A 26,656-nucleotide genomic window follows, 5' to 3' on the forward strand; every position below is an offset into this window, starting at 1 on the left:
CACCGGCCGGGGATCCCGCCTGGACGACCTCTTCGTCCGTGTGCGGAACCGTCGGCACACAGAGTGAATCAAACAACAGGAGCAGATATGACCATGGAAAGCACGGAGTCCGAAACCACGAGGGTTGATCTTCATCTTCACTCCAAATTCTCCATACGGCCGTCTCAATGGGTATTGCAGAAGATCGGCTGTCCCGAGAGCTTTGCCGACCCGGCGGAGCTCTACGGCCTCGCCAGGCGCAAGGGCATGTCGCTGGTCACCATAACCGACCACAACACCATTGCCGGGTGCCTTGAAATCGCCCACCTGCCCGGTACCTTCGTCAGCGAGGAAGTAACCTCCTACTTTCCGGAAGACGGGTGCAAGGTTCACGTGCTCGTTTACGGAATCGACGAACAGAACCACGCGGAGATCCGGAAAGCGAGGGAGAGTGTGTACGATCTCGTCGCGTACCTGAACGGCAAAGGCATTTACCACGTCCTGGCCCATCCGTTGTTTGCACTCAACGACAAGCTGACGAAGGCCCACTTCGAAAAGGCGCTTCTGCTTTTCCGGAATTTCGAGTTGAACGGAAGCAGGAGCCTGACGCAAAATCAATGCCTGCGGCTGATTCTGTCCAGCCTCGAGCCCGGGACGATCGAAGGACTCGTGGAAAAGCACGGCATCGAGCCGCATTTCCCCGATCCGTGGAAGAAGATACTCGTCGGGGGCTCGGACGACCACAGCTCGCTCAACATAGCGAGCACCTACACGGAAGTTCAGGGGACTCACAGTGTCGCAACCTTTCTGCGGGAGCTGCGCGAAAGTCCCCGAGTGGTGGGGGAAGGCTCCGATCCCAAGTCCTTCGCCCGCAACATCTATGCAATCGCCTACCAATTTTACAAGCAGAAGCTCGGACTCGAAAAGTACGCCGACCGCGACGAGCTGCTGCGGGTTCTCGACCGGTTTCTCAAGCCCGGCAAGGTCGAGGAGCCGGGCGTGCTGTCGAGATTGCACGCGTTCTGGAACAGCCGCAGACATCATCGGAGTGGGAACGGAGCGTCGGCCGGCATCCGTGAGCTCCTTCGCCACGAGGCCTTGACGTCTCTTCGAGACAGCCCGGAGTTGCTGCGCGCCGCGGAAAGCGGGGATTCGGAACAGCCGGGCCTCGAGCAGAAATGGTTTGAATTCGTGAACCGAGTTTCCAACAAGGTGCTGTTGCACTCTGCCGACCATCTCCTGGATCATCTGGCCGGAGCCAACGTCTTCAACGTCTTTCACTCGCTCGGTTCGGCCGGTGGGCTGTATACGCTGATGGCTCCTTACTTCCTGGCGTATTCGATGTTCAGCAGGCAGAAGGCGTTCAGTCTCGAGGCGGGCGAATGGTTCGGGAGCAAGGGGCAACTCCGTGCCGAACCCGGCAGGTTGAAGATCGCGCATTTCACCGACACCTTCTATGAAATCAACGGCGTCGCGTCCACCCTGCGGCAGCAAATCAGCATGGCGATCAAGAACGGGAAGGAACTGGTCATCATCACCTGTGACATGAGGGACCAATCCGGACTGCCGGGTGTCCGGAACTTCAGACCGGTCGGATTCCATGAACTGCCCGAATACCCCGAACAGAAGCTCTGTTACCCTCCATTCCTGGAAATGCTGAGCTATTGCTACGAAAATGAATTCACGCACATCCACGCCGCGACTCCCGGCCCCATCGGCCTTGCCGCACTGGCCATCGCCCGCATCCTCGCTCTTCCCATCTACGGCACTTACCATACGGCCCTGCCCCAATACGCTCAGTATTTGACAAACGACCCCGCCATAGAAGAGCTGACTTGGCGCTACACGCTCTGGTACTACGACCAGATGGACGAAATTTTCGTGCCTTCGCGCAGCACCGCGGACGAACTGGCGCAGAAGGGCATCGCCCCGGGAAAAATCCGTGTTTCCGCACGCGGAATCGACACACGGCGATTCCATCCCTCCAAGCGCAGCCGATTCCTCGAGGAACGCTATCGTATCGACGGTCGTGCAGTTCGGCTGCTCTATGTGGGAAGAATCTCCAAGGAAAAAGACCTTCCGGTCCTCGAGGACGCATACCGTTTTCTGGTCAAGACGGCGGGGGCGCGGGTCCATCTTATCCTCACGGGCGACGGGCCCTACTTGGGGGAGATGCGCGAGCGCCTGAAGGACCTGCCCTGCACCTTCACCGGCACCCTGGAAGGCGAGGATCTGGCCACGGTGTACGCGTCCTCCGACCTCTTCGTCTTCCCCAGTAGGACGGATACCTTCGGCAACGTCGTTCTCGAAGCCCAGGCCTCCGGTCTGCCGGTTGTGGTGACGGATTCGGGCGGACCACAGGAGAACCTGCTTCCGGGCAAGACGGGTGTCGTCGTCAGGGGAAACAGTGCGTTGCACCTGTTCGAAACGCTCCGGGACCTCGTCCAGGACCCTCGCCGCCTGAAGGAAATGGGGAAGAATGCCCGGCTCTATGTGGAAGGGCGATCATCCGAGGAAGCGTTCCACGCGGGCTGGCAGATGTATCAAAATCGGCCGAAGGGGACAGAGACCGCCCTGGACCGGGCGATATGAAGGGACGGGGGGCCCGTGCGAAGGCCTTTCGAAGAATGATCGAGACGACGCCGGCGCCCGGGCCCTCCGGGCAACGCTCCGGAGAAGAAGGGATGGCAGCGGCCGAAGCCCGGGCGGTATAGCTTTCCGGCGGGCGCTCTATTCGCAGTGATGCTTGATGTTCACTCCCAGGACCATGAAAATGACGCTCTCGGCGATGTTGGTGGTCTGATCGGCCACCCGCTCGAGGCACCTCGAAACGATGATGGTCTGAACCGAGCGCTCCACCGCCGGGGCCTCCTTTACCATGTGGTCCAGCAGGCTCTTGAGGACCTTCACGTTCAGATCGTCGGCCGTATCGTCCATCTGGCAGACTTCGCGGGCTTCATCCGCGTTCTGCCTGACGAACGAGTCGATGACCGTGCGCAGCATGTCCAGCGCCGTGGTGGCCAACTGCTCCAGGGACGCGTTGGGAGGCAGCGGCGGCCGGCGGCTCATGAACACCCCCCTGCGCGCCACGTTGACGGCCAGGTCCGCGATGCGCTCCAGTTCGACGGCAATCCGCATGCAACCCACGATGAAGCGAAGATCCCGCGCCATGGGCTGCTCCAGGGCGAGCAGGCGAAGGCTGAGCCGGTCCACGTCGACTTCCAGCCGGTTGATCGCGTCGTCGCCGCGGATCACCTCCTCGGCCAGTTCCACATCCCGCTCGAAAAAAGCCTTTGCGGACTTCTCCAATGCCGTTTCGGTCCGCGCGGCCATCTCCAGGATGATCATCCGGAGCCGGTCCAGTTCCTTGAGGAATCGACTTTCCATATCCTTCACTCTCCCGGTGGAATGTATCTCCCGGACCCCGCCGGGTCCGGATGCCGAATGCCGCCGCTCACCCGTTCGGCGAAATCGCGGATATGCCTCGGCCTGTCTTTAAAAAGGTGAAACGGCAATCGATACGCTGCGGGAAATGGGATGGCGAGAAAGAGAGCAATCGTAAGGCGCGGCGAGAAGGAACCGGCGAAGTTTCGGACGACAGGCGGGCGAAGAGATCTCCGCTTCGCCGCCGCCCCCCGGCATGGTCTTCGGCAGACCGGCCCGCCGAAACGGGAACCGATCGTCCCCGCTTCGAAGCCAAACGGGCCTGCAGACCGGTCGACCCGCGGGCCGCAACGCTCCGGAAGCGATCAGCCCCAGGGCAGCATGTTCCCCGTCCTCAGGAAGTGGTTCAACTTAAGTTCGAGCGTCTTCATTTCGGTGGCGTACTGTTCATCGGACAGCGCCTCCACCAGCTTGTTTCCCTCCGGGGTCAGGCCGGTGAGGACCTGTTTCCAGATCGCCCTGGTTGTCCCGGCCCCGCCGTCGTCGAGGCTGATGGAAAACCGCATCGCCCTCGAATCATTGACCCGGATGAACTGAATTTCCGCCGGCGGTTCGTATCGGCTGATCACCCAGATATCAGGACCTTCGCCCGGGAAATTCGTTTCGAAGATGCAATCCAGGTCCGCAAAACCGGAATCCGAGTAAACCATTTTGCATTCCCAACGGTCGATCCACTCGTATTCCTTCGTCGGACAAAGAAGAGGAAACACGGCATCCGGCGGTGCCTCGATGTGCATGGTGTAGCTTCTTACCGTCCGCTTGCCCGCAAATCCTTTCATGGCGTCTCCTATCCGCTTTTTCCCGTGACGGGTCGAGGACAACACGCCGCAGTATAGTATGCCGGTGTATCGAATTCAACAGGTCATGCACCTTCGCGAGGCAACGCGGCACCATGAGCCCACGCAAAACCGGGCACCGGTCGGCGAGACGCAGGGAGGAAAGCGCGTGGCCGGCGCTTCGACCGGTCCGCGACATGCCAGGCCGTCCGCCTCCGGCAGACGCACCATTCTCGATGCGCTCCGCCGATTTGGCCGCTGGATGCGTCGGCCCCGCCGGGGCTCCTCCGGATTCATGAAAAACCAAGGACGTTGGGCAGCCAGAGCACCGTCTGGGGGAAGACGATCAGGAGCAGCAGCCCCGCGAACATGAACAGCAGAAGCCAGACGACCCACGGCACGGTATCCTCCATGCGGGCGCCGGTCAATTTGCAGCTCACCATGAGGTTGACGGCCATGGGTGGAGTGAATTGTCCTATCGCGATGACGTAAGTCATCAGCACGCCGAACCACACCAGGTCCCAGTGGAAGCCCTGAGCGACGGGAACCAGGATGGGACAGAAGATAAGAAAGATGGAAATCCCGTCCAGGAACATCCCCACAATCGTCAGGAACACCATGAGAATCACGATGACGGCGGTCTCGCTGCCTCCCCCAAGATTGACCAGCCACTTCGAAATGGGGTCGACGATGCCGATGGTGCTCGCGGCCCAGGCGAAAACACCGGCCAGGCCGACGACGATCAGGATCACCGCCGACGTTTCGGCGGATTCGATGAGGAGCTCATGGATGTCGCGCAGCGTCAGGGTGCGATAAACGAAGGCGCCGATGACCAACCCGTAGACCACGGCCACCACGGCCGCCTCCGTCGGAGTGAACCATCCCGTCCGCATGCCGCCCAGGATGACGATCGGAGCCATGAGCGCCCAGAAGGCCTCCTTGAGGGACTTCCAGACCTCGGGCCTTGCCTCGTCCGTCTCCCGGCCTCCGAAATCATGGCGAATGCTGAGAAAGAGCGCCGGGATAACGAGCATGACGCAGGCGAGCACTCCCGGCACGACCCCGCCCACGAACAGTGCGGGTACGGTGGCGGAGGGGACCAGCACGCTGTAAATGATGAAAGCCACGGACGGCGGAATGAGGATGTCCGTGGAGCCCGCGGCTGCAGTAACGGAGGCGGCGAATGCCGGAGGGTACCCCTCGCGCATCATGGCGGCGAGCATCACGCCTCCCACCGCGGCCGTGCAGGCCGGCCCGGAACCCGAAATGCCGCCGATGATCATGGCGACAAAGATCGTGATGACCGCAAGCGACCCCCGGCCATGGCCGATGATGGACCTCGCGAAGCGCAGGAGCCTCTCCGCGACGCCCGACCGGTCGAAAATCGCTCCCGCCAGCACGAACATGGGCACCGCCAGGAGCGGGTACTTGGCGATTCCCGTGTACACGTTGGTCGGAACCGCCATGATTCCGAGCTTCGCCTCCGCGATGGCAAAGATCCCCGCAAGCCCCAGTGAAGCGGCGATGGGCACGCTGCAAAACAACAGAAACAGGAAAGCCCCGAAGAGAATGAACGCCGACATCAGCTTTTCTCCCTCCGGAGACGAATGATCACGCCTATGGCGCGCCCGGTGATCGCCGCGGAAAGTATCGGAAGCCACATGGTGTAGACCCATGTGGGAATCCCCAACCCCGGCGACGTCACTTCGAACCGGTATTCATCCCAGGCCATTCGCCCCCCCAGGATCGCCAGAAGCAAGAAGGTGAAAGCCGTCACGGCAGTGGCGCCCATGACGACCGCCCTGCGCTTGCCGGGAGACAGGAAGTCCACGAAGTACGTGATGTTGAGGTGCCCGCTCTTGGCCATCAGGCTGGAGCTCCCCAGCAGGGCCATGGCCACCATGAGGAAGATGGAAAACTCCTCCGTGAAAGCGAACGAGAAGTTGGTCAGGTAGCGCACCACGACGTTCGCGAACGTAATGAACGCCAGGAGCCCCAGGATGATTCCCGCGACGTTTTCTTCAATTTTGAGTGGGATTTTTGTGCGGGGCCGGTTCATGTCCCCGGGAGGGTTGCATTCCATGGTTCTTCTCTCTCTCCGGCATCAGGGGTGGGGAAACAGGAGCGCATCAACGAACGGGAAAGGCGTGCACCGGAGCTTGCGGCGGATGCACGCCTTCGAGCCGATCAGAAAGCGGCCTGAATTCATCCCGTGCAGCAAAATGCACTGCGAAGGGCCCGGAGGAAGAGCGGCGCTCCATCTCTTCTTGCACGCGTCCTTCGTGACAATCACGCGACAACACGACGTCCATGCCCGCCCGGACGCGCGCGCATGGACAACGACGCACGACTACTTGCGGCCCGCTATGGCCGCCTCGGCTTTCTTGACCAATTCCGCACCGATCTGCTTGGCCCATTTGTCGTAAACGTCCCGGGTGGCCTTCCTGAATTCCGCCTTTTCGGCCTCCGTCAGCTTGACCACCGTGACGCCGAGCCCCTCGATCTCCCTGGTCAGGCTCTCGTCGGGGGCCACCAGCCCCTTGCGCGCCAGCTCGATGTTTTCCCTGCCCGCCTGCAGCGCGGCCTCACTCACGGCCTTCCGGTCCTCCGGCGTCCAACTGTTCCACACTTCCTTGTTCACGACGAAAATCAGCGGATCGGCCACGTACCCCCAAAGGGTGAGGTTTTTCTGGTTCGCGGCACTGTGAAGCTTCGCCGCCATGTAAACCGTCAGGGGGTTTTCCTGCCCGTCCACGGCGCCGCTGGAAAGGGCGGGCACCGCATCGGCCCAGCTCATCTGCGTGGGGTTGGCGCCGAGGGCGGTAAACGTTTCCAGGAAGAGCGGCGAGCCGACCACCCTGATCTTCAGGCCCTTGAGGTCCGAAGGCTTGCGGATGGAAACCTTGGAGTTGCTGAGCTCCCGGAATCCGTTCTCACCCCACGCCAGCGGAACCACGTCCTTGCCTTCCAGGATCTTGAACAACTCCTTGCCGACCTCCCCTCCGGTGAGGGCGTCGATGGCCTTGTAGTCCGGCATCAGGAACGGCATGGCAAAGATATTCAGCTGTTGCACCTGGGGCGACCAGTTGATGGTGGAACCGATGGCCAGGTCGATGGCTCCCTGCCGGATGGCGGTGAACTCCTTGGTCTGGTCCCCGCCCACCAGGCTGGTGCCCGGATACAACTTGACGTTGATCCGGCCGTTCGTCTTTTCCTTGATCAGCTCGACCCAGCGCTCGCCGGCCACCCCCCACGGAAAAGGCTTGCCCAGGACCGTGGAAAGCTTGTATTCCGCCTTGTAATCCGCCGCCTGAACCGCCTGGGCAAAGCCGAAGGCCACGATGGCCACGAGAACGAAAAGTACCCCCAACACTCTTTTCATAACTGTCTCCTCCAATCAACGCCGGTTTATGTGAAGTTCGCCTAAGAAAAGGGAATTAAACAATATTGTGATCAGACAACGAAAAACGATATTAGAGGGGTCCGACACTGTCAAGCGTTTTGTGGACGGGGAAATCCGGCGGGGCATTGCTCCTCGCGCGGCAGAGACGCCGCCCGGTCCCGGGCGCTCAACAACTCCCGCATTCCCGGGAGGAGCGGCATTGCGCGAGCGATGCCCGGCGTCTCCCCCTGCCTTCGTCAAGGCTCCGGCTTCTCCCCGGGACTCGCGACCGGCGGCGTTTTCCATCCGTTTGTTTTCCGCCGGCCCGTTTCTTCCCTACGCGCCGCACCGAACCCGCGCCGGGGGGTTCCCCGAACGGGTCGGCTCCAAAGATGCGCGCCGGCCGTTCTTCATGGGCGGAGCGCCCAGGAGAAGCACACAAAAAAAACACACAAAAAAGTTGCCAACGCGGGGAAAAAGATTTATAGGGAGCGGTCGATTTCTCTTAACGATAAAAGGAGCAACATGAAGATTGTCTGCCCGTCATGCAATTACGTCGGAGAGAGCGCGGCCATCGCCAAGGGTTCCCGAAAGCTCGAAATCACCCTCTGGTGCTGTTTCATCCTGCCGGGCATGCTCTACACCATGTGGCGGCAATCCAGGGACGGCCAGTACCAGGGGTGTCCGCAGTGCCGCGAAGGGAAGGTTCGGCTGATCAGCAGGAAAGACTGGAAAACGTACGAGCGCAGCGGAAAGCTGCCGACCATATAGTCGACGAAGCGTCTGCCGGTGCTTGCATGCGGGTTACCCCGTCGCGCTTTGGCAAGCGGCCGTCCGGCATCAAGCCGACCGGCCTTTACCTGATACGGATTTACCTAGAAAATAGACTCCCTCGGGAGTCTGTTTTCATGCTTCGCGGGTGTCGCAGGGGGCATGGATAATTGCGTTCAAAATGATACTCTAAAAGCGTGGGGGACGTATCCCCCACACCCCCTCGCCGCTTCGCGGCTCCGTGTGGCGCTGCGGCGGCGGCCTTCGGCCAGTCGCCGCCAGCGCCGAGCACTCGGCCTCACGCGCTTGCGCGTGTGGCCGAAACTTGGGGGGTGCGGGGGAGTCATTCCCCCGCGCTTTTGTGCTTGAAAGATCCATCTTGCACGCAACTTCGTATGAATGGAGCGATCCGGTGCACAGGGCGGGAGGCACACGATTCACCGCAGGTGTGGACACACCCCGGCCGACCGACAGGTTGGTCGGCCTTTCGGGCGAGGAACGGGCTTTGGACCCGCCCGAATCAGCGCTTTGAGCCTCTGAGTCGCTCAACCCGGGTTTGACATGCCCCTTCCCGATGATTCCCGGCGAGACGAAAACACATCAGCCTTGTCCCCTCCGTCCAACACCATCGAATAGGACCGAAGCGCATCCTGAATCCCCGAAAGCGAGTCCAGCTTCCTGGAAAGATCGCCAAGGCTCTTGTCCGCGTTGGTTTTGCCGCTCTCGTGCAGTGCCAGGGCCTTTTGAAACGAGATGCGGATTCCTTCGAGCGTGGAGTCGAGCTTTGAATTCAAGGCATTCTCGAAATCCTTGACGGCTTGAGTCATCCGGTTGACCAGGTCGTAGCGCACTCTCCCGCAATGCCTGTCCACGAGTTCCGCCACCGCCGTCCTCATGTTCTTGAAGATCAGCTTTTTTGCGACGAACCCGGGCAATGCCGAGGTCACGGCGATCTGTATCAGCTCGAGCCCCACCGGATCGTCTTTCAGAAGAAAGTAGAAATCGCTCTTCCTGCTCAGGCCCTCGACGGAAGTGAACGGTTGCAGCTTCAGCTCAAAGATGCTGCTCGTGAGCGTCAGAATGCGTTCGATAAGCTCGTTGACGCGGGAGGCGAATTCCCGGTGCGCCGCCTCCAGCTGCAGGGAAAGATTCTCGGTGAGTTGCCCGCGCCAGCCGTTGAAGGTCGCACGGATATCTTCAAAAACGGCCTTCTCGAGGTTGTCGCGCAAACCGCCGGTCCGGCCGTTCGCGAGCCGTTCATATTCCTTCTCCATCCTGGTCTGCAGCGCGGGAACCTGTTCTTTCCTGAACTCGGCGATTCTTTCGTCCAGACCGGAGACAATCCTGCCGAGGCCGCCTTTCAAGAGGTAGCGGTTGTTTTCCCGGTCTTTCTCGATCGTTCGCATTTCGGTTTCGAACTGATTGATCTTCCCCGTGAGCTGCTGCAGGGGCAGCTTGATGGCTTCCTGTTCGAGCTGAAACGAGATGGTTTCATCGGACATCAGCTTCATCAGGGTGTTGACCGCGGACTGCAAAAGGACCCGCCCCTTTTCATGAACCAGAAACTCCTGCAACTGTTTCTCGAAATAGGGGAGAAGGCTCCTTTCAAGCAGGCCGCCGTCGCCCGTTTTCTTGCCTTCCAGCGCCCAGCGGGCCGAGACCGGGTAGATCTTCACTTTCCCTTCTCCGATATCGTCCTCGAGGATACGGACGGTGAAGTCCAAAGCCTCCTTGCGCTCATCCTCGCTCACCTGGTCGATCTTGTTCAACACGAAGAAAAGCTTGTCGACATAGCCGCGCACGTCTTTGAGAAACCGGTGTTCACTGCCGGACAGGGGCGGGTCGGCGGATACGACAAAGACTCCCGCATCCACCTGGGGCAGGAAATTGTAGGCCACGTCGGTGTTGTGGGCGTAGACCGAACCCGCTCCCGGAGTGTCGATGATGCGGACTCCTCCTCTCAGGTACTCGGAGGGATAGTAAACGGTGACCTCTTTCACGCCTTTGCGGTTTTCCGGGTCTTCGCGTTCGGTAATGTGGGCGGGAAGCTCCGATAGATTGATTTCCACCCGGCTCTCATTGAGAAAACGGACTTCCACCTTGAGCTCCGGGCCGAATCGTAGGATGGTCACGACGGAAGTGAGGGGCACAATGGCGGTGGGAAGGATGTTCGCGCCGAGCAGCGCGTTGATGAACGTGGATTTCCCTCGCTTGAACTGGCCGAGGACTACCAGGTTGAACGCCTCCTCCCGGAGCTTCGCTCTCAGGGCGTCGAGGTGCCGCACCGTCTCTTCACGCACCGCGCTGTCCAGGCGTTCGGCCACTTCACAAAGATCATCGCGCATCCGGGCATAGTCGAACATCGTGTGCCTCCCCTGTGTTGAGCTGAAATCTCGGGAACCGGCGGCAAGTTAAAAAAAAAGACTTCCACTCCATGATTCGAAGTAGAAGTCATCATCCCCTGGCCCGGGGCGGTTCAGGGCGAACTTCATCGCCGCAATTCAAGGTTATAAATACCAGCGGGCACACCATACGTCAAGCCTGGCGACCGGCGGTTTGACCCGGGCGGCGGTAAGCGCTGCCCGGAGGTTCATTCGAATTCCTCGGACTCCTCGGTGGTGTAGAAAAGATTCAGGTCGTCTCTCGAAATGCGGGATGAATCGGTATTCAGGAGATATTCCCGCGCGTTCCGCCTGAACGTCCCGGCCTCGGCCTCCATTTCCTTCAGCTTTGCCGTGACTCCCCGGGCGGTCAGCATGCCTTTGATCTCATCAAACAGGGGCCGGCTTCCCGCAAGCAGCATGCCCTCCTGGAGTATTTTGCAGGCAACCATCCTCTTGAACGTATCGAAGAGCATCTGCTCCCTGACCCGTTCCATGTTCTTCACGACGTAGTCGATCTCCTCCCTGACGCTGGGTGCAATGAGGGTGTAATATTTCTCCTTGTAAATCGCGGCGTCGAGCTCCTTGAGAAACCCCTCCGATATGCCGTCGTCCGACACCACGACCAGGTCGATGTCGGAGCCGTTGACCATTTCACCGATGCTCTGCTCGGGACGTGGAACATCATGAGCCATGTCGTAGACGATGTCTCCGGCGATGATGAAACATACCCGGCCCTCACGCGGCCAACGTTCCGCGAGCCTGTTTTGCAGATCGCCGACAATTCTTTGGGCCAGGGCGAGCTTTGCGCGGCTCACCTCCCGAATGTGCCCGATGATCGCGTCCGCCCTGCGATCCAGGGCCTCTGCGTTCCCCGCAAGCCCCACCACGGTGTAGGTCATGAACTCCCTGAGAATCGAGGGCGAGAGTCTTGCGAAGCCCTCGACCCTCCTGTCCAGTCGCAGGTACCGGGAGCCCAGAACACGGACCTGCAACCGCGCCGAAAGGCAGCAGGTCTTCCAGAGCGCAAGAGACGTCCCGCGCAGCGTTTCGAGTATTTCCGATCCCGTGAGAGGGCCTTTTTCTTCGATGAGTCGGAGAAGCTTATCTTCCATATCCTGATCCGATCGAACGCCGGAGGAAGTCGCTCATTCCCGCCGGGGACAAGGTCTCAAAAGAAACGAGCGGCTCGAAGCCGCCCGCGTCAGTTGGATTGGGTCGAAAATCATCCGAGGCGCCCGGTCTCGGGATTGCGCGCGAAAGTCAAAGACTGGACCGTCTCGTATGGAGTGCCGCGCATATCGACCAACTCATATCCCTTCGCCTGCAGTTCCGGTTTCGCCTTGAGCAATTGAGCGGCGGCAATCTCGTCGAGAACGTAGACCATGTTTCCGCCCTCAGCCGCGTACTTCTGCCCGTAGCTGATGGGGACGTCCGAAGTCGCCGTTCCCAGGATCGCCTCGGTCACCGGGCCGGTCTTCCGGGCTCCATTGGCCACGAGCACCACCGTTCGAGCCTTGTAAACCTGTTCGGCGCCCATGGAAACCGCATACCAGGGGCTTTCCTCCCTGGTGTCGAAGTGTCCGTCTTCCACCGCGTTGGAAACGGTGTTCTCGTCCAGCTTCACCAGCATGACCTTGTTGCCGTCGAAGGGAATGCCGCTTTCATGGAACGCCACATGGCCCCGTCCACCCACCCCGATGACCTGGAGGTCGATCCCCCCGCAGGCGTCGATCTTCTTCCAGTAGGCATCGAGGATTTCTTCGCGGATCGTTTTGAGATACCCTTGAGCGCGATCCCGGATGACAACGGCCTTGCCCTTGTCCGCACCCTGCAATTCGTAGCAGTCCGGGTGCTCCTCGAGGGCCTTGACCAGCTTTTCCTGATCGACCAGGGTTCCCCACGGCACATTGGTTTCGCTGAATTTCTCCTGGAGGAGACCGAAAAACTCCGCAATCATGAAATAGGAATAGGACTCGCAGTGCATGGCCCGCTGCTGCGCGTTCTCGCCGGGGAGCCCCACGTATTCGTCCAGGTTGAAGGTTCGAATTCCGCGGGAGCCGATCCGTCCCGCATTGAACGCCTTGGCGAGGTGCTTGTAAACGCCGGTGGGAGAATTCCCCGTGGCGAGGCCGAGCACGTATTCATCCTTGACGGCCTGCTTGCGCCTGATATCGGCTTCGATCAGATCGGCGGCCACCTGGCTCATTTGGTCCCAGTCGCTTGTCACGTATATTTTCAACGCCATGTGCGATTCCTCTGCGTCGGATGAATTCCTGGTGAGCGATGCTCCTGTTTTATCCACGATAAAGGGGTCGAACCCCGGGGATGCGCCCCCCTGCCTACCCTATTGCGGCTTTCACCACATCGGCGATCTGCCGGCAATACTTCAGGGTGATTTCGTCGCTCGGCCCCTCGACCATCACCCGGCACATGTTCTGGGTGCCGGAATAGCGCACCAGCACGCGACCCTGATCGCCCAGCGCCGACTCCACGTCCTTGACGGCCTGGACCACCTGCGGCAGCGTCGAGATGTCCGGTTTACTCTTCACATCGATGTTGATCAGCTTCTGCGGGAAAACATCCATCAACCGAGCGAGCTCCGAGAGGGGTTTTCCGGATTCCAGCATGGCCGCGATGAGCTGTATGGCCGTCAGGATGCCGTCACCGGTCGTGTGGTGATCGAGGAAGATCACGTGGCCCGATTCCTCGCCTCCCAGAACGCTGCCCAGCCGCTGCATGTCTTCCAGCACGTAACGATCTCCCACCTTGGCGGCGTGCTGCCTGAACCCGTACTTCTTGCAGGCCACGGTCAGCCCGAGGTTGCTCATGACGGTGCTCACCAGCAGGTCGTTTTTGAGACGGCCTTTTCCCTTGAGCATTTTTCCACAGATGATCAGTATCTGGTCGCCGGTGATTTCACGGCCCTGTTCATCCACGGCGATCAGGCGGTCGCCGTCGCCGTCGAAGGCGAGCCCTATGGCGGCCCCCTTCTCGACCACGCGTTTCCTGAGATCCTCGGTGTGCTGCGAGCCGCACGCGGCGTTGATATTGATCCCGTTGGGCGCGTTGTGGATCACGTCCAGATCGGCCCCGAGCTCCGTGAAGCTCTCGGGAGCCACCCTGTAGGTCGCGCCGTTGGCGGTATCCATGACGATTTTCATCCCTTCCATGGACAGCTCCCGTGGAAAGGTGTTCTTCAGAAACACGATATAGCGGCCGAGCACGTCGTCGATGCGATGCGCCTGTCCCATGCGGTCGACGGGAGGAACCTTGTCGGCAAGTTTTCCGTCGAGGACGAGGTTTTCGATCACCTCTTCCTGCTCATCGGACAGCTTGAACCCGTTTCCGCCGAATATCTTGATGCCGTTGTCCTGATAGGGATTGTGCGAGGCGGAGATGACGATCCCGGCGTCCGCGCGCATGCTCTCCGTGATGAACGCAATGCCCGGAGTGGGCAGAACGCCGACGAGATAAGGGTTCCCGCCCATGGAGGTGATCCCTGCCAGGAGCGCGCTCTCGAGCATGTAGCCCGATATGCGCGTGTCCTTTCCGATGATGATTCGCGTACGGTGTTTCTCCTTTTTCAGGACGTAGGTGACGGCCTGGCCGACCGCGAAAGCCATCGGGGCATCCATCGGATACCGGTTTGCCACCCCCCTGATGCCGTCCGTGCCGAACAAAGTACCCATGCTTTATCCTCCGCTCGTCAATGGTGCAATCCCTTAGAATTTCTTAAAAAAGACCGAAAGATGGAAGGAGTGCCCCCGCCTTCCGGCACAAGTCGTCGACTATCCGCTGAAGCCACCTGATTCCATCCTGCGAAACCTCCGCGGGCAAGGCCTTTATGTGTTGGATATAGTTCCCGTCGAGGTCCCGGCGACATTTCTCGAAGGCGCCCAGAAAACGGTCCCGGAACTCCGCTTCTTTGCCGTCCCGGAGGTTCTCGCTGAAAAGCCCGCACACTCTGCCGATGTTGTCGTGCAATTCACAGGCTTGCTTTGCCGGACCCGCCCCGCACCCGCACTTCTCATGGGTGCCGGGGACTTTTTCGGCCAGCGCGATGAGCCTGCCGGTGCGCTCCTTCCTGGCAAGCGCCAATTTGTCGAGCACACCCCGGTAGAGGAGGTCGCCAAACTCCATGGTCGAGAAGAACGGCTTGCGCGCGTGCTCGTACCAGGATTCGAGCGCCGCGAGGTTTGCCAGGTAGATCAGGTTGTTTCTGAGGATACGCGGGAGTTGGCGGTAGGCGTGAGGTTCGTAGTCCCGGACGGCCGCTCCGTAAGTCTCGCCGGTAATGATCTTTCGGTCCTCCGGGGTGTCTTTGCGCAATACCGTCCCCGCCACGGCCACATTCCCGAAGCCCAACCGCAGGGGCCCCACCATCCCGCCCTGGCCCCCGAGAAAGATGGCGGGCTGATTCAACATGACCCCTCTCGGCACGTCCCCGATGAGCGAAGGGGTCGTTTTGTTTCCATCCGGCGTGTAGTTGAAGTGAATGTATGAGCTTCCGACTTCGCTGTGGTCTTTGCGGCTCGTCCCTCCCGCCATGAGGCAGTCGCAGAAATTGATCAGGCTTCCGAGGGTCACGAAGGGAAAGAGGATGGTCTGTTTGAGGCCCACGCAATGAGCGCCGTTCGCCTCCTCCTCGAGAATGCAGCCCTCGCGGACATGCGCTCCCAAAGCCATATTGGCTTTTTCAAGGAAGACGGACCCCTTGAAATAACCGCCCTTGAGCTCGACCTGGGGGCCGATCTGGCAATTGTCGATGGTCACCGGACCTTCCGCTCCGATCCGGGCTCCCTCCGCAATGACAGTGGACTTGCCGTAGATGCGGCATCCGGGGTAGATCTTGACGCCTTTGCCGGAAATGTTCTCCACCGGGACTTCATCCCCGATATCGAGTGTCAGCGGATTGGGAATATCGACTCCTTTACCGATAAGGTCCGAAATCTTCCGATGACTCGCAGGCCTGAGCTCCATCACCACCTCCATTCACACGACCGGTCCATGGCATGAATCGCGGCGCGACGATTCACACGAAGTTGCGTTCAAGAGGGATCTTTCAAGCACAAAAGAGCGGGGGAATGATTCCCCCGCACCCCCCAAGTTTCAGCCACACGCGCAAGCGCGTGAGGCCGAGTGCTCGGCGCTGTCGGCGACTGGCCGAAGGCCGCCGCCGCAGCGCCACACGGAGCCGCGAAGCGGCGAGAGGGTGTGGGGGATACGTCCCCCACGCTTTTAGAGTATCATTTTGAACGCAATTATCCATGCCCTCTGCGACACCCGCGAAGCATGAAAACAGACTCACCCGGGAATCTATTTTCTAGGTAAATCCGTATCACACGCTCAAACACCACGTTGCGGAAAATTCCAGGGGGAGGCTTTCCGCCCCTTCATTTCGCAAGCCCGCGACAACTCCGCTCATGAAGTCGCCGACGGACTAGCGGCATCCCGGGTTCCATGATTTGGACCGTAAGCGTTGTTGAGATACCGGGCCAACAGCGACCCGAAAAGACGGCCGGAGGGAAGAGACCCCTCATGGGCGTTGAGTGTCGTTCGGTACGTCTTCAGGTCATGGGGACCTGGGACCGGTTGCCGTCCCGCTCGATGCAGTCGCCGGGACTGCCCCGGCATCCCGGCTCACCCTGCTCGCGGGCGTCGCCGGAGCCTTCGCCGATCGTTGGCGATTCCATCTTATATCGCGCACCCATTCGAGCATGTGACATATCATAATTGACCGATCGAAGCCAACTCGATTTGCGTGGCCCACAAACTTCTCTGCTATTTCCGCTCCGTTCGCTCGGTCGTTTCCGCCTGAAGGTGGAATCCCTGTCGGAATGGAATTCCGTGGGGGGCAACATCTGAAGCAACACGATACCGTCCCGTACCATGCGGCGGACAGGGGGTGGGCAGGGGAATCAAGACTGAGGAACTCTGCAGGACCTATATCGAGCAAAATTGAATTGACAGGCTGGAATGAGTGGACTAGAAAATTCGAGTAACGAAAATGTATAATTCGGCATACGTCAAACGAAGTGCTGGGGAACATATGGACCTTTACACTATAGGGTATGAGGGGTTGACAATTCGAGAGTTTATTAATAATCTAAGCAAAAACAATATCTCAATTGTTGCGGATATTCGATTCAATCCAATCAGTAGGAAACAAGGGTTTTCGAAAAGGATTTTGTGTGAAGAGCTTGCAAAAAAAGGGATAGGGTATATACATTTTAAAGAGCTTGGAACACCGAAGGATGTCCGTGATAAGTTTAAGCAAACAAATGATGAGAAAATTTTTTCAAGAAAATACAAACGAATCTTGGAAGCTAAACAACAATTGCTTTTTTATTTATGTGAATTAGTGAAAACTTCCACAGTTGCTCTAATGTGTTTCGAAAAAGATCCTGAAAAGTGCCATCGAACACTTTTAGCTGAAGAAATACAAATTATTAGTGGTAACTGCTTAACTGTTTTTTCTATCTAATTGTACATGTTAAGTTGTAGGCCCGATATATTTGGTGGATAGTAGAATCCAAGAATACAAAATGTTTTCCGCCTTGCTGCCATATTTCCCATAAATAGATATAAATCTCGATGTGCTTCACATATTTGATAGACTTTGGATTCGATTTTCTGTTTCCAATCCATCCCCTTATTAATTAAATTCCTATATAATTGTCCAATTTCCCAATCCAAAATACTTATATTGTGTCCTGCGCAATCATTTGATTGACACTTGAATGATAATAGGAATCTATATGGTATAAGATCGAGCTCTTTCTTGACAATCAGGAACGAGCGCTGAGCCAGAATGTTTTTCTTTTTTTTCTTCCTCCTCTTTTATTTCTGCTTTAGTCTTTGGTTCGATATGAAAATCATCTATGTTTCTAGGCTTGATCAATCCAATAGAAGTTCCATCTTCTATCTGTCTGCTTTGAAGAGCTTCAAGTGAGGAGAAAACATGTTTGGGATTTGCCAAGATCCAAAGGTTGCGCGACGTCCAGTCTCTACCTGGAGGCAATATGTTTCCTACTCTAATTGAACTTGCTTTAATCTTATAACTTTCTGGTCGATTATCTTGCATATTTTTCTTGATAGTAGCCTTAACCCACTGATACTTTGTAAACTGTTGATCTCCAACCAAGTACCGGTAAGGAAGTGGATAAAGTCTAATAAACTCTTTAGTATCTTTTAAGATTGCTGCTGTGCAGACAGTTTCAAGGTGTTTCGAACTATATTCTGGATAAGTTTTTGCACAAATAAGAAATTCACGATCTTTCCACATTCCATAATCATCCCATGTCTATGTAAAACATTTGCTATTCTTCCATCAAACTAGGAGATTAATTCAATTACTTTTATGGTATAGTTTTGTCCATTATGCCTGTATCCAACTCTGTCCAAGCCATAAGAGGCATCAGATTCAGGAACACATGAAGAATTCGGGCTTAAGATAGCATAAATAATAATCGCAAAATCGTGAATTTCAAATTAAAAATTCAGAATCATCCAGAGCCGTTCTTCAGGCCACTCATTTGAGGTGCCTCTTGAGGATTTCTACATAGACATTTTCCATCTTCGAAAACATCTCGTATAAGGCAGGATAAAAGAGAAGCGCTTCCCGTCAGGACTCACGCGCTCCGGAGGCAGAGGCCGACGGGCCGCACCGCCCTTTGCTTTTTCGGCCGGACTGGCCTCGCATAATGGAAAAGGGCCTGGAGAAACGCTCCAAACCCTCTTCTTTCAACCTGATCCGCCGTCGCCAACTCATTACGGAGCAAACCCGGCATGGGCATGTTCCCCCGTTCCCGCCCGATCTGTTGTCCTACAAGGACATGGAAACACCCCTCGTGAGACTCGGGGTGCGGGAACGGCGACTGAGCCGTCTTGCGCGGGGGATTCGATCTCTTGCTGGCGGCCGCCGCACCGGAAACGGTTCAGGGACGACCCTTCACGCCGCGGAAATCCCCTGCCCGCAGCCGGTTTCCTCTCGCGGGCGCTGAGGCCGGCTTTCTCTCACATGAAGGACCGGGCGTCCGCCCGCTCAATCCCGGCACGATTAGGGAACGAGGAACCTCCTGAGCGAAATACCGGTCAATGCATCCCGTATCTCCACCCTCATCCGGCCGGAAGCTTTGTGGATGCCCAATACCGCAATGCCCGGACCGTCGCTGCCGTCGGCCTCGGGCAACGCTGCCACCGCCAGGGGAAAAGTGGGATGGGTAAAGGGGATGTTCCGGATCAAAGCACCCGTCAGCGGATCGCGTTCCTCAACCGTCATCTTTCCCGGGAGGCCGTTGAAACGCAGCGTTGCGAGCCTCGAACCGCCCGGCTGCCCCGCATCCGGGACCACCGCAACGCCCATGGCCGAACCCGACTTGCTGAACTTCACCGTCTTGACGAGAGCTCCCGTCACGGGGTCTTTGAGCTGGGCAACAACGGCCCCGGCACTCGATCTTCCGATGACGGCAAGCTCGGGAACGCCGTTCGAATTGACATCCGGCACCGAGGAGAGCGCCTGCGGCACGTACGCCTTGTTGAAAGAAACCGACTTGATCAACGAACCGGTTCGGGAGTCTTTCACCTGCGCCAGGATATTCCCGCCGGCTTGGCTCGCTCCCAGGAACACCAGTTCCGGAGCGGTATTCTTGTTGAGGTCCGGCATCGGCACGAATCCTTTTGGCGTATAGCCCCTGGCGAACGCGACATCCTTTAAAAGCAAGCCGGTTTGACAAGCTCTTACCTGTGCCTTGACGCCGCCGGTAGCCGGACTGACGCACAAAACCGCCAATTCCGAGGCGCCGTCGCCGTTGAAATCGGGGAGCACCGCCAGTGCTTTCGGAGAATAGGTCTTATCGAACGGCACGTTTCTGATCCGCTTCCCGGTGTAAGCATCTCTCACCTCAACCCGAACAACGCCCGTCTCGGGATTGACCTGGAGCATGGCCAGCGCACGCCCGGCAGGATCGTCAATCAAAGCCAACCCTCTTGGCGCATAACCTGAAGTGAAGGTGACCGTTCGGACCAGCGCTCCCGTCCCCGAATCCTTGATGTAAACACGGCTGGTTCCTGCCACGGGATTCCTCTTCAACACAGCGATTTCCGGGTATCCGTTGCCGTTGAGGTCTGACAGCGCAAGCAGCGATGGGCACTGGCAAAGGTCGACTTCCTTGACCCTCACCTTGATCGGGGCGACATAATCGGCGCTCAGGCAAATCACCGCCGACCCGCCGAGCATGTCCTCATCCGGGACCGCCGTGAGCCGCACGGGCTGATAGCTGTTCCAGTTGACGGGGGTGAAGGTGAGGCGGCTTCCACTCAGAACATTGACGTCGGTGTCGCCGCCGGTCCATGCAACGAAGACCACCACGTCCGAGAGCGGCCGCTCGCTGAGCTTCACCTGAAATTGCGCCGACTCTCCTTCGCGAACCGCGATCGTCGTCCTGTCGACCACTATGGCCACATTCGACTCGAAACTGCCCTCGATCGTGTGGTTGCACATGACGTTGGTGAAGGTATAGGACGCCACGGCCCCCTTGGAAACCCCATCCACCAGGACGTCCTTCACGTGATAGCCGGTCTCGGCCTTCAGGGAGAACGTCTTGTCGGCACCCTGGTTCACGGTCACGAACCCCGATGGAGCGATCGTTCCGTGGGCGCCGGCGCTTGCGGCGATGGTGTACCTGATCCGCGCAAATGCGGCCTCGATCGTGTGATCCGCCGCGACAGCGTGAAAGGCGTAGCTCGAAACGGCCCCCACGGACACCCCGTCCACCAGCACGTCGGCGATTTCATAGTTTGCCGCGGGTGTGATTTGAAATGTCTTGTCCGCCCCGTAGTCGACGCTCACGGCTCCCGACGGCGAGATGGACCCTCCCGTTCCGGCACTGGCCGTAATCGTGAAGATGAGATCGTGGACATCAAAGGTCGCGCTCGGTCCCGCAGCCGCCACCGCGTTCCCGGCGGAATCGCTTGCCGTGCCCGCCTCGAGGCTGATTCCCAGGGTGCCGTCGCCGGTGATGCTCGCAATCGTGATCGTCCGGTTTTCCATGCCCTCTCCCGCAACCTGGACGGCGCCGTCGGCGGTGCCGGTCCTGTTGAGGGTGACATCGGCCGCGTTCAAGCTGATCGTATCGACATCCGCATAGCTGATCGTGAAGCTTACCGGCCCAGCTCTGGTCATAGATGCCGAAGGAGCCCCGATGGACACCGCGGGCGTGGTGGTGGTGATGGAACCGTGAGTGATGCAGTCAGGGTGAGCAACCTCATTCACAATGATGCCCTGAAGTTGCACGGCGGCGTGAGCTCCGGCTTCGGACGTCGCATCGAACGTGATCTCGAACAGCTCTCCGTTTCCGGAAATCCCGCCGGCGCCCGCCATCGCGATACGAATTTCACCGGGAGTATTCAGGTTCGAAACCAGGGTCATGTCGCCGGAAAAGCCGGTTTTCGCAACCGAAACGGCGGTGAGCTTGTCCGCAGGGTAGGTCACGGTTGCCTCAACGGCCAGAGCGGCATCCATGTTCGATGCCTGAAGCCACATGCTCAGCCTGGCGCCGGGCCTGTCCCGAAGATCGGGGAAGCTGAAGCACATGCCCTCACCTGCCTCGGCCGGGATCGGTGCGCTCAGCACGCCTCCCCAGCAGCAGAGCATGACGAGAATAACACCAATGGATTTCATCGGTCTCCCCCCTCGTGACTCAGGCGGCACGTCCGCTCCGTTAGAACAGCGTTTCGAAATGATTGTCGTTCAAAACGGCTCTCTTGATCACGACCTTGGGAGGCCCAACTTCCTTTCGCTTCTTCTTCAATTTGATCCAGACCAGATCTCCCGATTGCTCAAACCCGGCGGGAGCGGCCAGGGCAATCCTGATCCGACCCGGACGGGAGAGATTGGATACCAGCATCGCTCCTTGCGCAACGGATCCCGCCCCCACCGAAACCGCCTCGTACCGGTCCGTCGAATAGTGGAGCGTGAGCATTCCGGAGAATACTTCTCCTTTCTGGACCTTCACCTTCAAGGGAATCGCGAACACGCCCGAGGGATCCGACAGCGCCCTGCCCACCCAAAGGCGGGCTTTTCCTGAAAGAGCCAGACCGGGCCGGACAGGAGCCCGCGCGGTCATTGGGGTCAAAGCCGGAGCCGAACCGCTTTCGACCGACTGCCCCTGGGCGCCGGAAGACCAGTTCCCGCTGACGTCGCCGATAAGAATGCCCGTGTAATTCTGCCCCGTGAGATTGGCGCCGAGATTGGAATACGTTCGACTCTGGGGACTGAACTCCCAGACAACACCCGCCCCGGGAAACGGCAGCGCAATCAGCCCCACGGCCTTCTGCAAAATATAGGTTGCATCCATTGCCGTTATGGCACCGGTCTTGTTCACATCGGCGGCAACCGACTGGTGACCCGTCAGGCTGATCAGGCCGACGGCGTGCTGCAGCACCAGCGACGCATCGTAGGCGGAAATGCCGTCCGTGTCGTCCGACTTGGCGGGGCTCACCGAATAGTCGCCCGCAGGCAGACCCGACAGGCCGTACTCGCCTCCGGACCCGCTGAGCGCCTCATGGGCGCGCTCCCCCGTCGCCGTAAGCAAGGTCCCCGGAATGCCGGTCCCGTCTTTCCAGTAAACCACGGTGCCGGAAATGCCGTAGACCGCATCCACCGTGAACGAACCGTCCGCCGTTTGAACCGGAATGGCCCCATCGTTGAGAGAGACGTCGACCGGGTGCAAAGCGGAACCGCCGCCGGGCGTACCCACTACCTCGAATTCGATGTTCACCAATACACCGGACCCGGCCACGGTTCCACCCGGGGACGCCATGGAAATCCGGACTTCACCCGGCGTACCCGTGTGGGCCGCGACGCTCCACCCGGGTGTCAGGCTGCCGTTGCTCACCCCTCGTGCGTGGAGCACACCGTTGTTGAAAGTGACCTTCAGGTCGGCGGCGGCGAGCCCCTGGACACTGGCGTTGATTGGAACCTGGACGATTGCATATTGCCCCCCGCCAACGTTCGGGAGGCTGAGCGAAGCGGCTTCGCTTGCGTATGTATAGCCGCGGAGAAGCACGCCGCTCTGACCATCCGGATTGCTCACCGCCACGTCAACGAGCTCCGGGAAGTGAGGCGGCGTTTCGCAGGTGATCTGGTTTCCGCTGACCACGCTGATATTCCCGGCCGCGGCGCCCCCGAACGTCACCGTCGACCCCGCTTTGAAATTGCTGCCGGCGACGGTCACCGGGGTCCCGCCTGCATCCGGACCGTTGCCGGGGCTGACCGCGGTCACCACGGGACGGTCAACCACGCCGACCTGGTAAGGGTATTCGGGTCGCCCGGAATACACGGTGCTGATGCCGTCGGTCGCCGAGATGTAGTACTCGATCCCCGGCGGGGTCAAAAGGGTCCCTTCAAGCGTCGCCGAGTAACGGTTTCCGGTGGTCTTGATCATCGCCCTGGCGGAATAGCTCGAACCGGCCATGGGGCGGAAGTGCAAGGTCACCGCGCTCACGCCGACGTTGTCGGTGACGTCGGCGAAAAGGCTGACCGGCAGGCCGGGCTCGGCCGAGGTGATCGGGCTGTGGCTGATCACCGGTGGAATGGTGTCGATGGGGGTTGCCGTCGCCACGTTGGAGAATTTCGACTCCGACATGTCCGTCTTGACCACGGTGAACTTGTAGAAAGCGGGCTGGCCGGGCTGTACATTGGTGTCGCGAAAGGCCCGCTGCCCGGAGGGGAGCATGATTGAGTTCAGCCGCGTGTAGGAACCGTCCGCGGCGGTGGATTTATAGAGGTTGAATCCCGCGAGCAGCTCGAAGTCGTTCTGCGTCCACGCCAGGTCGATGTATCCCTCGCCGCCGGTCGCCTGGAGGTTCATCGATTCGATCCCGGACGTGATGATCTCGAAGCGGAACCGGCCTGCGTCGTTGCCCGTGACCAGCCACGGATCGTCCGCGGCGCGGGCTCCGGCCACGCGTATGAGCTGGTAGCCGTCGCCCGTGATCGGAGTGACATTGAACGTGCCGACCCATGTCCGCGGATCGGTCCAGCCCCCGCTGACAGGGTGCACGGTATAGTCGGTCAACGGCGTATCGGGCCCGAATGACACCTGCGGTTGGGCTGAAGTGTCCATATCACGGTTGAACGTGACGTTGAAGGTAACCGCCTCCGCACCGACTACCGATGCATCGGGATTACCGGCAGTGGATAGTGTAATATCAACGACGAATGGATATGTGGTGGTTGCAGGAGTTGTAAGGATAGGCTGATAAACCAAAGTCCCGATGCCAAAAACATCGTTAAGATCTTTAATTGCAGCATCAATAAGTGTTGTTGATGTAGTGCCCCAGTAGTTGTTGGCCATAGCCACAAATTTGTCTTCTGAAACCAATTGAAACGAAGTTCTCATCCAATGATTTATATTAGGATCCCAATATTTACTTAAGAATGCATTATTTATGTGTCTAGAATTAACACTTGCCTCCAATTCTGTTTGATAACAATCTTCATTGCATCCATACCAATATAAACCCCATACACGATTTTCAGTATTATTTTGAATAAATGTGGAATTAATCAATAATCGTGCATTTCCATAAGACATATGATATGCCCAGCTATCACCTTTTGCCTCAAAAAGACAAGTATTTGCTGTACCTGGGATGAGCGAATTATGATCTGGCCAGCTGTATATAATACTATTAGTTATAGAACGTGGAGGGCCTTGCATTGTGATTCCTGTACCTCCAAGGGCTGTTACATCTTGAAAGATTATACAGTGATCAATTGAATTTGGCCCATTTTTTGCCCCACTCATTCCCCACTCAGGTGTATCCACTCTTGTGTATTTGACATTAAATGTTCCGGGATCGAATGTGTTGATGGACACCTTACGATTGTATTGGTTGATCCGGAGTGGAAAGAGCTCAACAGGTTCATGATAAGTGCCGTTGATCAACAGATTGCCATAGACGCTTATGTCGGCTCCGGTTGGCTCAGCATATGGATCCTGAGGCGCCGGAGAGCCCCACTGGATCTGGGCGCCCTCCGATATGGTCAGCGTAATACCGGAGTTGACCCGTGTCTGACCGGGTAGGATCCAAAAATAGTCTTTTGTCAGGACAGTATCTTCGGTGATGTACCGAGGTAATTCCCGCCCGCGCTGGACAACCTGGTAGAATCTCGATTCAGTCGTGTAAACGGTCGTGTCCATCGGATCCAGTCCGTTGCGCGCCGTAATGGTGAGGCGGAACGGGATGACGTGATCGTTGGGGCAGTCCTGCGAGACGATGAATTGAAAAGGGTGAGCGACCCCCACAATGACTCCCTGCTCGTCGTATATGAGTCCGTTGTCGTCCCAGTTGAACGATCCGACGGCCCCGTAGTCCACCGTGTCTATGGGAATGGTGACGTAGGGATCTGCCTGGAACGCGCCCTCTGCCCAGGCTTCCAGCTTGACGGTCACCGGGTCGGCCTTTCCCCAGTGGTTGCGGATAACGATGGCCAGGTCGACCGTTTCCCCGGCATCCACGATTCCATCGTTGTCATTGACGGCGCTTTGCGACGTTGTGTCGAAGAGCCAGTGCTCCAGGTAGGAAAGCTCGGGTTTCGGCGCGACTGTGAGCGAAGCGAGGGCGTCGGCGACGGGACCGGCATTCGCCGCAATCTGGCCCATGATGAAACGCGAGGTGTAGAGTTCCTTGTCCGTCCACTTGGTGCGAAGGAGCGCCGCGATTCCCGAGACCACGGGGGCCGCCATGGATGTGCCGTCCCAGGCTGCATACTGCTCGTTGGGGAATGTGCTCCATATGTCGACGCCGGGAGCCATGAGCTCGTATTCGTGCGAGTCATGGGGAACGCAATCCGTGTTGGAAAAGCTCGCGATTAGTCCGCTCGGCGTCGAAGCCATCACCCCCAGCACCCAGTTGTAGGCCGCCGGATACATGTCGCGCCCCCCAATGCAAGGCAGATTGATAGCTCCATCGTTGCCCGCCGCGGCGACCAGCACCGCTTGTTCAAAAGCCACCGCCAGGGCATCTTCCTCGACCTGTGAACGGGCGTACCCGCCGAAAGACATGTTGATGATGTCCGCCCCCTGGGAAACGGCGTAATAAATGGCTTCGGCGATGTCGGACGTGGCCAGCACCCCAGAGTACTGTGCCGCCTTGATAGCCATGACCTGGACGTTATAGGCGACCCCCACGCCCCCCAGGCCGTTTTTCCCCTGGGCGGCAATGATCCCGGCAACGTGGGTGCCGTGGCCGTGATCGTCCAGGGGATTGCCCGATTCATTCCAGCTGTTGCTCACGACGTTCACACCGTGCACATCGTCAATGAAACCGTTTGCGTCGTCGTCTATGCCGTTCCCCGGGATCTCACGGCTGTTCACCCACATGTTGGCCGCCAGGTCGGGATGATTGTAATCCACACCGGTGTCGATCACCGCGACGACGATATCCCGGCTGCCGCCGGGGCTGAACCCCTGATCTTCCAGCCACTGCCACGCCAGGGGAATGTTCGCGGCATCCAGGTGCCATTGTTGGCCGTACAGCGGATCGGTGGAACCGTCGGGCGGGCTGGACAGGCGATTCGAGTGTCCCGTGCCGGGAGTCTTAATCGGGGCGCCGACAGGACGTCGATAGTAGTCCGGCTCGACATATTCGACACCCGGCTGCCCACTCAGCGCGTCCACCAGCGCATGGATGTCTTTTTTCTTTTTCGATTTCGATATCCGCGCGCGATACCATTTTGTGAGATCTGGTTTGGGGACACTCTTCCCCAGGGACGACAGTATCCTCTCTCCAGCCTTCGGCGCCCTCGCATTACGGAAGACCGGCTCCATTCTCTCGACTCCGTGCGCGGAGAGGGTCCTGTTCAACGCCGCATTTTCGCTCAGCCCCCCCTTGACGTTGTCCCTTGGCGGTTT

18 protein-coding genes and 1 riboswitch are annotated in these 26,656 nt (G+C 58.5%); of the genes, 3 read left to right on the forward strand and 15 right to left on the reverse strand.

The window, feature by feature from the left end; genetic code table 11:
- Positions 1–87 precede the first annotated feature (87 nt).
- Positions 88–2,571, forward strand: a complete 2,484-nt coding sequence (locus SFUM_RS15070) for a glycosyltransferase (RefSeq protein ID WP_011699745.1) — start codon at positions 88–90, stop codon at positions 2,569–2,571.
- Between the two features lie 138 nt (positions 2,572–2,709).
- Here the strand turns inward: SFUM_RS15070 and phoU are convergent, their stop codons facing one another.
- The 5 genes from phoU to SFUM_RS15100 form a co-directional block, all read right to left on the reverse strand.
- Positions 2,710–3,366, reverse strand: a complete 657-nt coding sequence (gene phoU / locus SFUM_RS15075; RefSeq protein WP_011699731.1) for a phosphate signaling complex protein PhoU — start codon at positions 3,364–3,366, stop codon at positions 2,710–2,712.
- Between the two features lie 362 nt (positions 3,367–3,728).
- Positions 3,729–4,202 (reverse strand): SRPBCC family protein, encoded by a 474-nt coding sequence (locus SFUM_RS15080; protein WP_011699746.1) that lies wholly within the window; start codon positions 4,200–4,202, stop codon positions 3,729–3,731.
- Positions 4,203–4,492: 290 nt separating this feature from the next.
- Positions 4,493–5,782, reverse strand: coding sequence for a TRAP transporter large permease (locus SFUM_RS15085; protein WP_011699747.1), 1,290 nt, complete (start codon positions 5,780–5,782; stop codon positions 4,493–4,495).
- Positions 5,782–6,282, reverse strand: a complete 501-nt coding sequence (locus SFUM_RS15090; protein WP_011699748.1) for a TRAP transporter small permease — start codon at positions 6,280–6,282, stop codon at positions 5,782–5,784. The genes SFUM_RS15085 and SFUM_RS15090 overlap by 1 nt, the downstream gene beginning before the upstream one ends.
- A gap of 267 nt (positions 6,283–6,549) precedes the next feature.
- On the reverse strand, positions 6,550–7,581 hold the full coding sequence (locus tag SFUM_RS15100; RefSeq protein ID WP_011699749.1) for a DctP family TRAP transporter solute-binding subunit: 1,032 nt from the start codon (positions 7,579–7,581) through the stop codon (positions 6,550–6,552).
- Between the two features lie 525 nt (positions 7,582–8,106).
- On the opposite strand from SFUM_RS15100, the gene SFUM_RS15105 reads away from it, so the two are divergent.
- Entirely contained in the window at positions 8,107–8,352 is a 246-nt protein-coding gene (locus tag SFUM_RS15105) for a hypothetical protein (protein ID WP_011699750.1), read from the forward strand.
- Positions 8,353–8,897: 545 nt separating this feature from the next.
- Here the strand turns inward: SFUM_RS15105 and SFUM_RS15110 are convergent.
- From SFUM_RS15110 to SFUM_RS23970, 6 genes are all read right to left on the reverse strand, one after another.
- Positions 8,898–10,715, reverse strand: coding sequence for a dynamin family protein (locus SFUM_RS15110; RefSeq protein ID WP_011699751.1), 1,818 nt, complete (start codon positions 10,713–10,715; stop codon positions 8,898–8,900).
- A gap of 75 nt (positions 10,716–10,790) precedes the next feature.
- Positions 10,791–10,857, reverse strand: a riboswitch (Fluoride riboswitch).
- An 85-nt stretch (positions 10,858–10,942) separates the two neighbouring features.
- The gene (locus SFUM_RS15115) at positions 10,943–11,848 is read right to left on the reverse strand and encodes a hypothetical protein (protein ID WP_011699752.1); all 906 of its coding nucleotides are present in this window, start codon (positions 11,846–11,848) and stop codon (positions 10,943–10,945) included.
- A 110-nt stretch (positions 11,849–11,958) separates the two neighbouring features.
- A complete protein-coding gene (locus SFUM_RS15120; RefSeq protein ID WP_011699753.1) occupies positions 11,959–12,981 on the reverse strand; it encodes a sugar phosphate isomerase family in 1,023 nt (340 codons plus the stop codon).
- 94 nt (positions 12,982–13,075) lie between these two features.
- A complete protein-coding gene (gene glmM, locus SFUM_RS15125; RefSeq protein WP_011699754.1) occupies positions 13,076–14,425 on the reverse strand; it encodes a phosphoglucosamine mutase in 1,350 nt (449 codons plus the stop codon).
- A gap of 43 nt (positions 14,426–14,468) precedes the next feature.
- On the reverse strand, positions 14,469–15,716 hold the full coding sequence (locus tag SFUM_RS15130) for a UDP-N-acetylglucosamine pyrophosphorylase (RefSeq protein ID WP_011699755.1): 1,248 nt from the start codon (positions 15,714–15,716) through the stop codon (positions 14,469–14,471).
- 587 nt (positions 15,717–16,303) lie between these two features.
- On the reverse strand, positions 16,304–16,429 hold the full coding sequence (locus tag SFUM_RS23970; RefSeq protein ID WP_279614586.1) for a hypothetical protein: 126 nt from the start codon (positions 16,427–16,429) through the stop codon (positions 16,304–16,306).
- A gap of 356 nt (positions 16,430–16,785) precedes the next feature.
- Between SFUM_RS23970 and SFUM_RS22605 the strand changes: the two genes are divergently transcribed.
- Positions 16,786–17,220, forward strand: coding sequence for a DUF488 domain-containing protein (locus SFUM_RS22605; RefSeq protein ID WP_167321359.1), 435 nt, complete (start codon positions 16,786–16,788; stop codon positions 17,218–17,220).
- Here SFUM_RS22605 and SFUM_RS24220 read toward each other — a convergent pair.
- The 4 genes from SFUM_RS24220 to SFUM_RS21940 all read right to left on the reverse strand — a co-directional run bounded on the left by SFUM_RS24220 (position 17,217) and on the right by SFUM_RS21940 (position 26,572).
- Positions 17,217–17,549: a DUF8757 domain-containing protein gene (locus SFUM_RS24220; RefSeq protein WP_492226201.1), complete on the reverse strand. Its 333-nt coding sequence runs from the start codon at positions 17,547–17,549 to the stop codon at positions 17,217–17,219. The genes SFUM_RS22605 and SFUM_RS24220 overlap by 4 nt on opposite strands.
- On the reverse strand, positions 17,491–18,021 hold the full coding sequence (locus SFUM_RS22970; RefSeq protein WP_150109530.1) for a DUF8758 domain-containing protein: 531 nt from the start codon (positions 18,019–18,021) through the stop codon (positions 17,491–17,493). Before SFUM_RS22970 ends, SFUM_RS24220 begins: the two co-directional genes overlap by 59 nt.
- 774 nt (positions 18,022–18,795) lie before the next feature.
- Positions 18,796–21,417, reverse strand: a complete 2,622-nt coding sequence (locus tag SFUM_RS15135; RefSeq protein ID WP_011699757.1) for a cohesin domain-containing protein — start codon at positions 21,415–21,417, stop codon at positions 18,796–18,798.
- A gap of 40 nt (positions 21,418–21,457) precedes the next feature.
- Positions 21,458–26,572: a S8 family serine peptidase gene (locus SFUM_RS21940; protein ID WP_167321360.1), complete on the reverse strand. Its 5,115-nt coding sequence runs from the start codon at positions 26,570–26,572 to the stop codon at positions 21,458–21,460.
- Between the last annotated feature and the right edge of the window lie 84 nt (positions 26,573–26,656).

Source organism: Syntrophobacter fumaroxidans MPOB (genome assembly GCF_000014965.1).
Lineage (GTDB): Bacteria > Desulfobacterota > Syntrophobacteria > Syntrophobacterales > Syntrophobacteraceae > Syntrophobacter > Syntrophobacter fumaroxidans.

Excerpts from the sequence above, each read along its gene's own strand:
- glmM (WP_011699754.1), bottom strand. The coding sequence starts at position 14,425 with ATGGGTACTTTGTTCGGCACGGACGGCATCAGGGGGGTGGCAAACCGG.
- SFUM_RS23970 (WP_279614586.1), bottom strand. The coding sequence starts at position 16,429 with ATGGAATCGCCAACGATCGGCGAAGGCTCCGGCGACGCCCGCGAGCAG.
- SFUM_RS15100 (WP_011699749.1), bottom strand. The coding sequence starts at position 7,581 with ATGAAAAGAGTGTTGGGGGTACTTTTCGTTCTCGTGGCCATCGTGGCC.
- SFUM_RS15130 (WP_011699755.1), bottom strand. The coding sequence starts at position 15,716 with ATGGAGCTCAGGCCTGCGAGTCATCGGAAGATTTCGGACCTTATCGGT.
- SFUM_RS15115 (WP_011699752.1), bottom strand. The coding sequence starts at position 11,848 with ATGGAAGATAAGCTTCTCCGACTCATCGAAGAAAAAGGCCCTCTCACG.
- SFUM_RS22605 (WP_167321359.1), top strand. The coding sequence starts at position 16,786 with ATGGACCTTTACACTATAGGGTATGAGGGGTTGACAATTCGAGAGTTT.
- SFUM_RS15080 (WP_011699746.1), bottom strand. The coding sequence starts at position 4,202 with ATGAAAGGATTTGCGGGCAAGCGGACGGTAAGAAGCTACACCATGCAC.
- SFUM_RS15085 (WP_011699747.1), bottom strand. The coding sequence starts at position 5,782 with ATGTCGGCGTTCATTCTCTTCGGGGCTTTCCTGTTTCTGTTGTTTTGC.
- SFUM_RS15120 (WP_011699753.1), bottom strand. The coding sequence starts at position 12,981 with ATGGCGTTGAAAATATACGTGACAAGCGACTGGGACCAAATGAGCCAG.
- SFUM_RS15070 (WP_011699745.1), top strand. The coding sequence starts at position 88 with ATGACCATGGAAAGCACGGAGTCCGAAACCACGAGGGTTGATCTTCAT.
- SFUM_RS15135 (WP_011699757.1), bottom strand. The coding sequence starts at position 21,417 with ATGAAATCCATTGGTGTTATTCTCGTCATGCTCTGCTGCTGGGGAGGC.
- SFUM_RS15105 (WP_011699750.1), top strand. The coding sequence starts at position 8,107 with ATGAAGATTGTCTGCCCGTCATGCAATTACGTCGGAGAGAGCGCGGCC.
- SFUM_RS22970 (WP_150109530.1), bottom strand. The coding sequence starts at position 18,021 with ATGTGGAAAGATCGTGAATTTCTTATTTGTGCAAAAACTTATCCAGAA.
- phoU (WP_011699731.1), bottom strand. The coding sequence starts at position 3,366 with ATGGAAAGTCGATTCCTCAAGGAACTGGACCGGCTCCGGATGATCATC.
- SFUM_RS15110 (WP_011699751.1), bottom strand. The coding sequence starts at position 10,715 with ATGTTCGACTATGCCCGGATGCGCGATGATCTTTGTGAAGTGGCCGAA.
- SFUM_RS15090 (WP_011699748.1), bottom strand. The coding sequence starts at position 6,282 with ATGGAATGCAACCCTCCCGGGGACATGAACCGGCCCCGCACAAAAATC.
- SFUM_RS21940 (WP_167321360.1), bottom strand. The coding sequence starts at position 26,572 with ATGGAGCCGGTCTTCCGTAATGCGAGGGCGCCGAAGGCTGGAGAGAGG.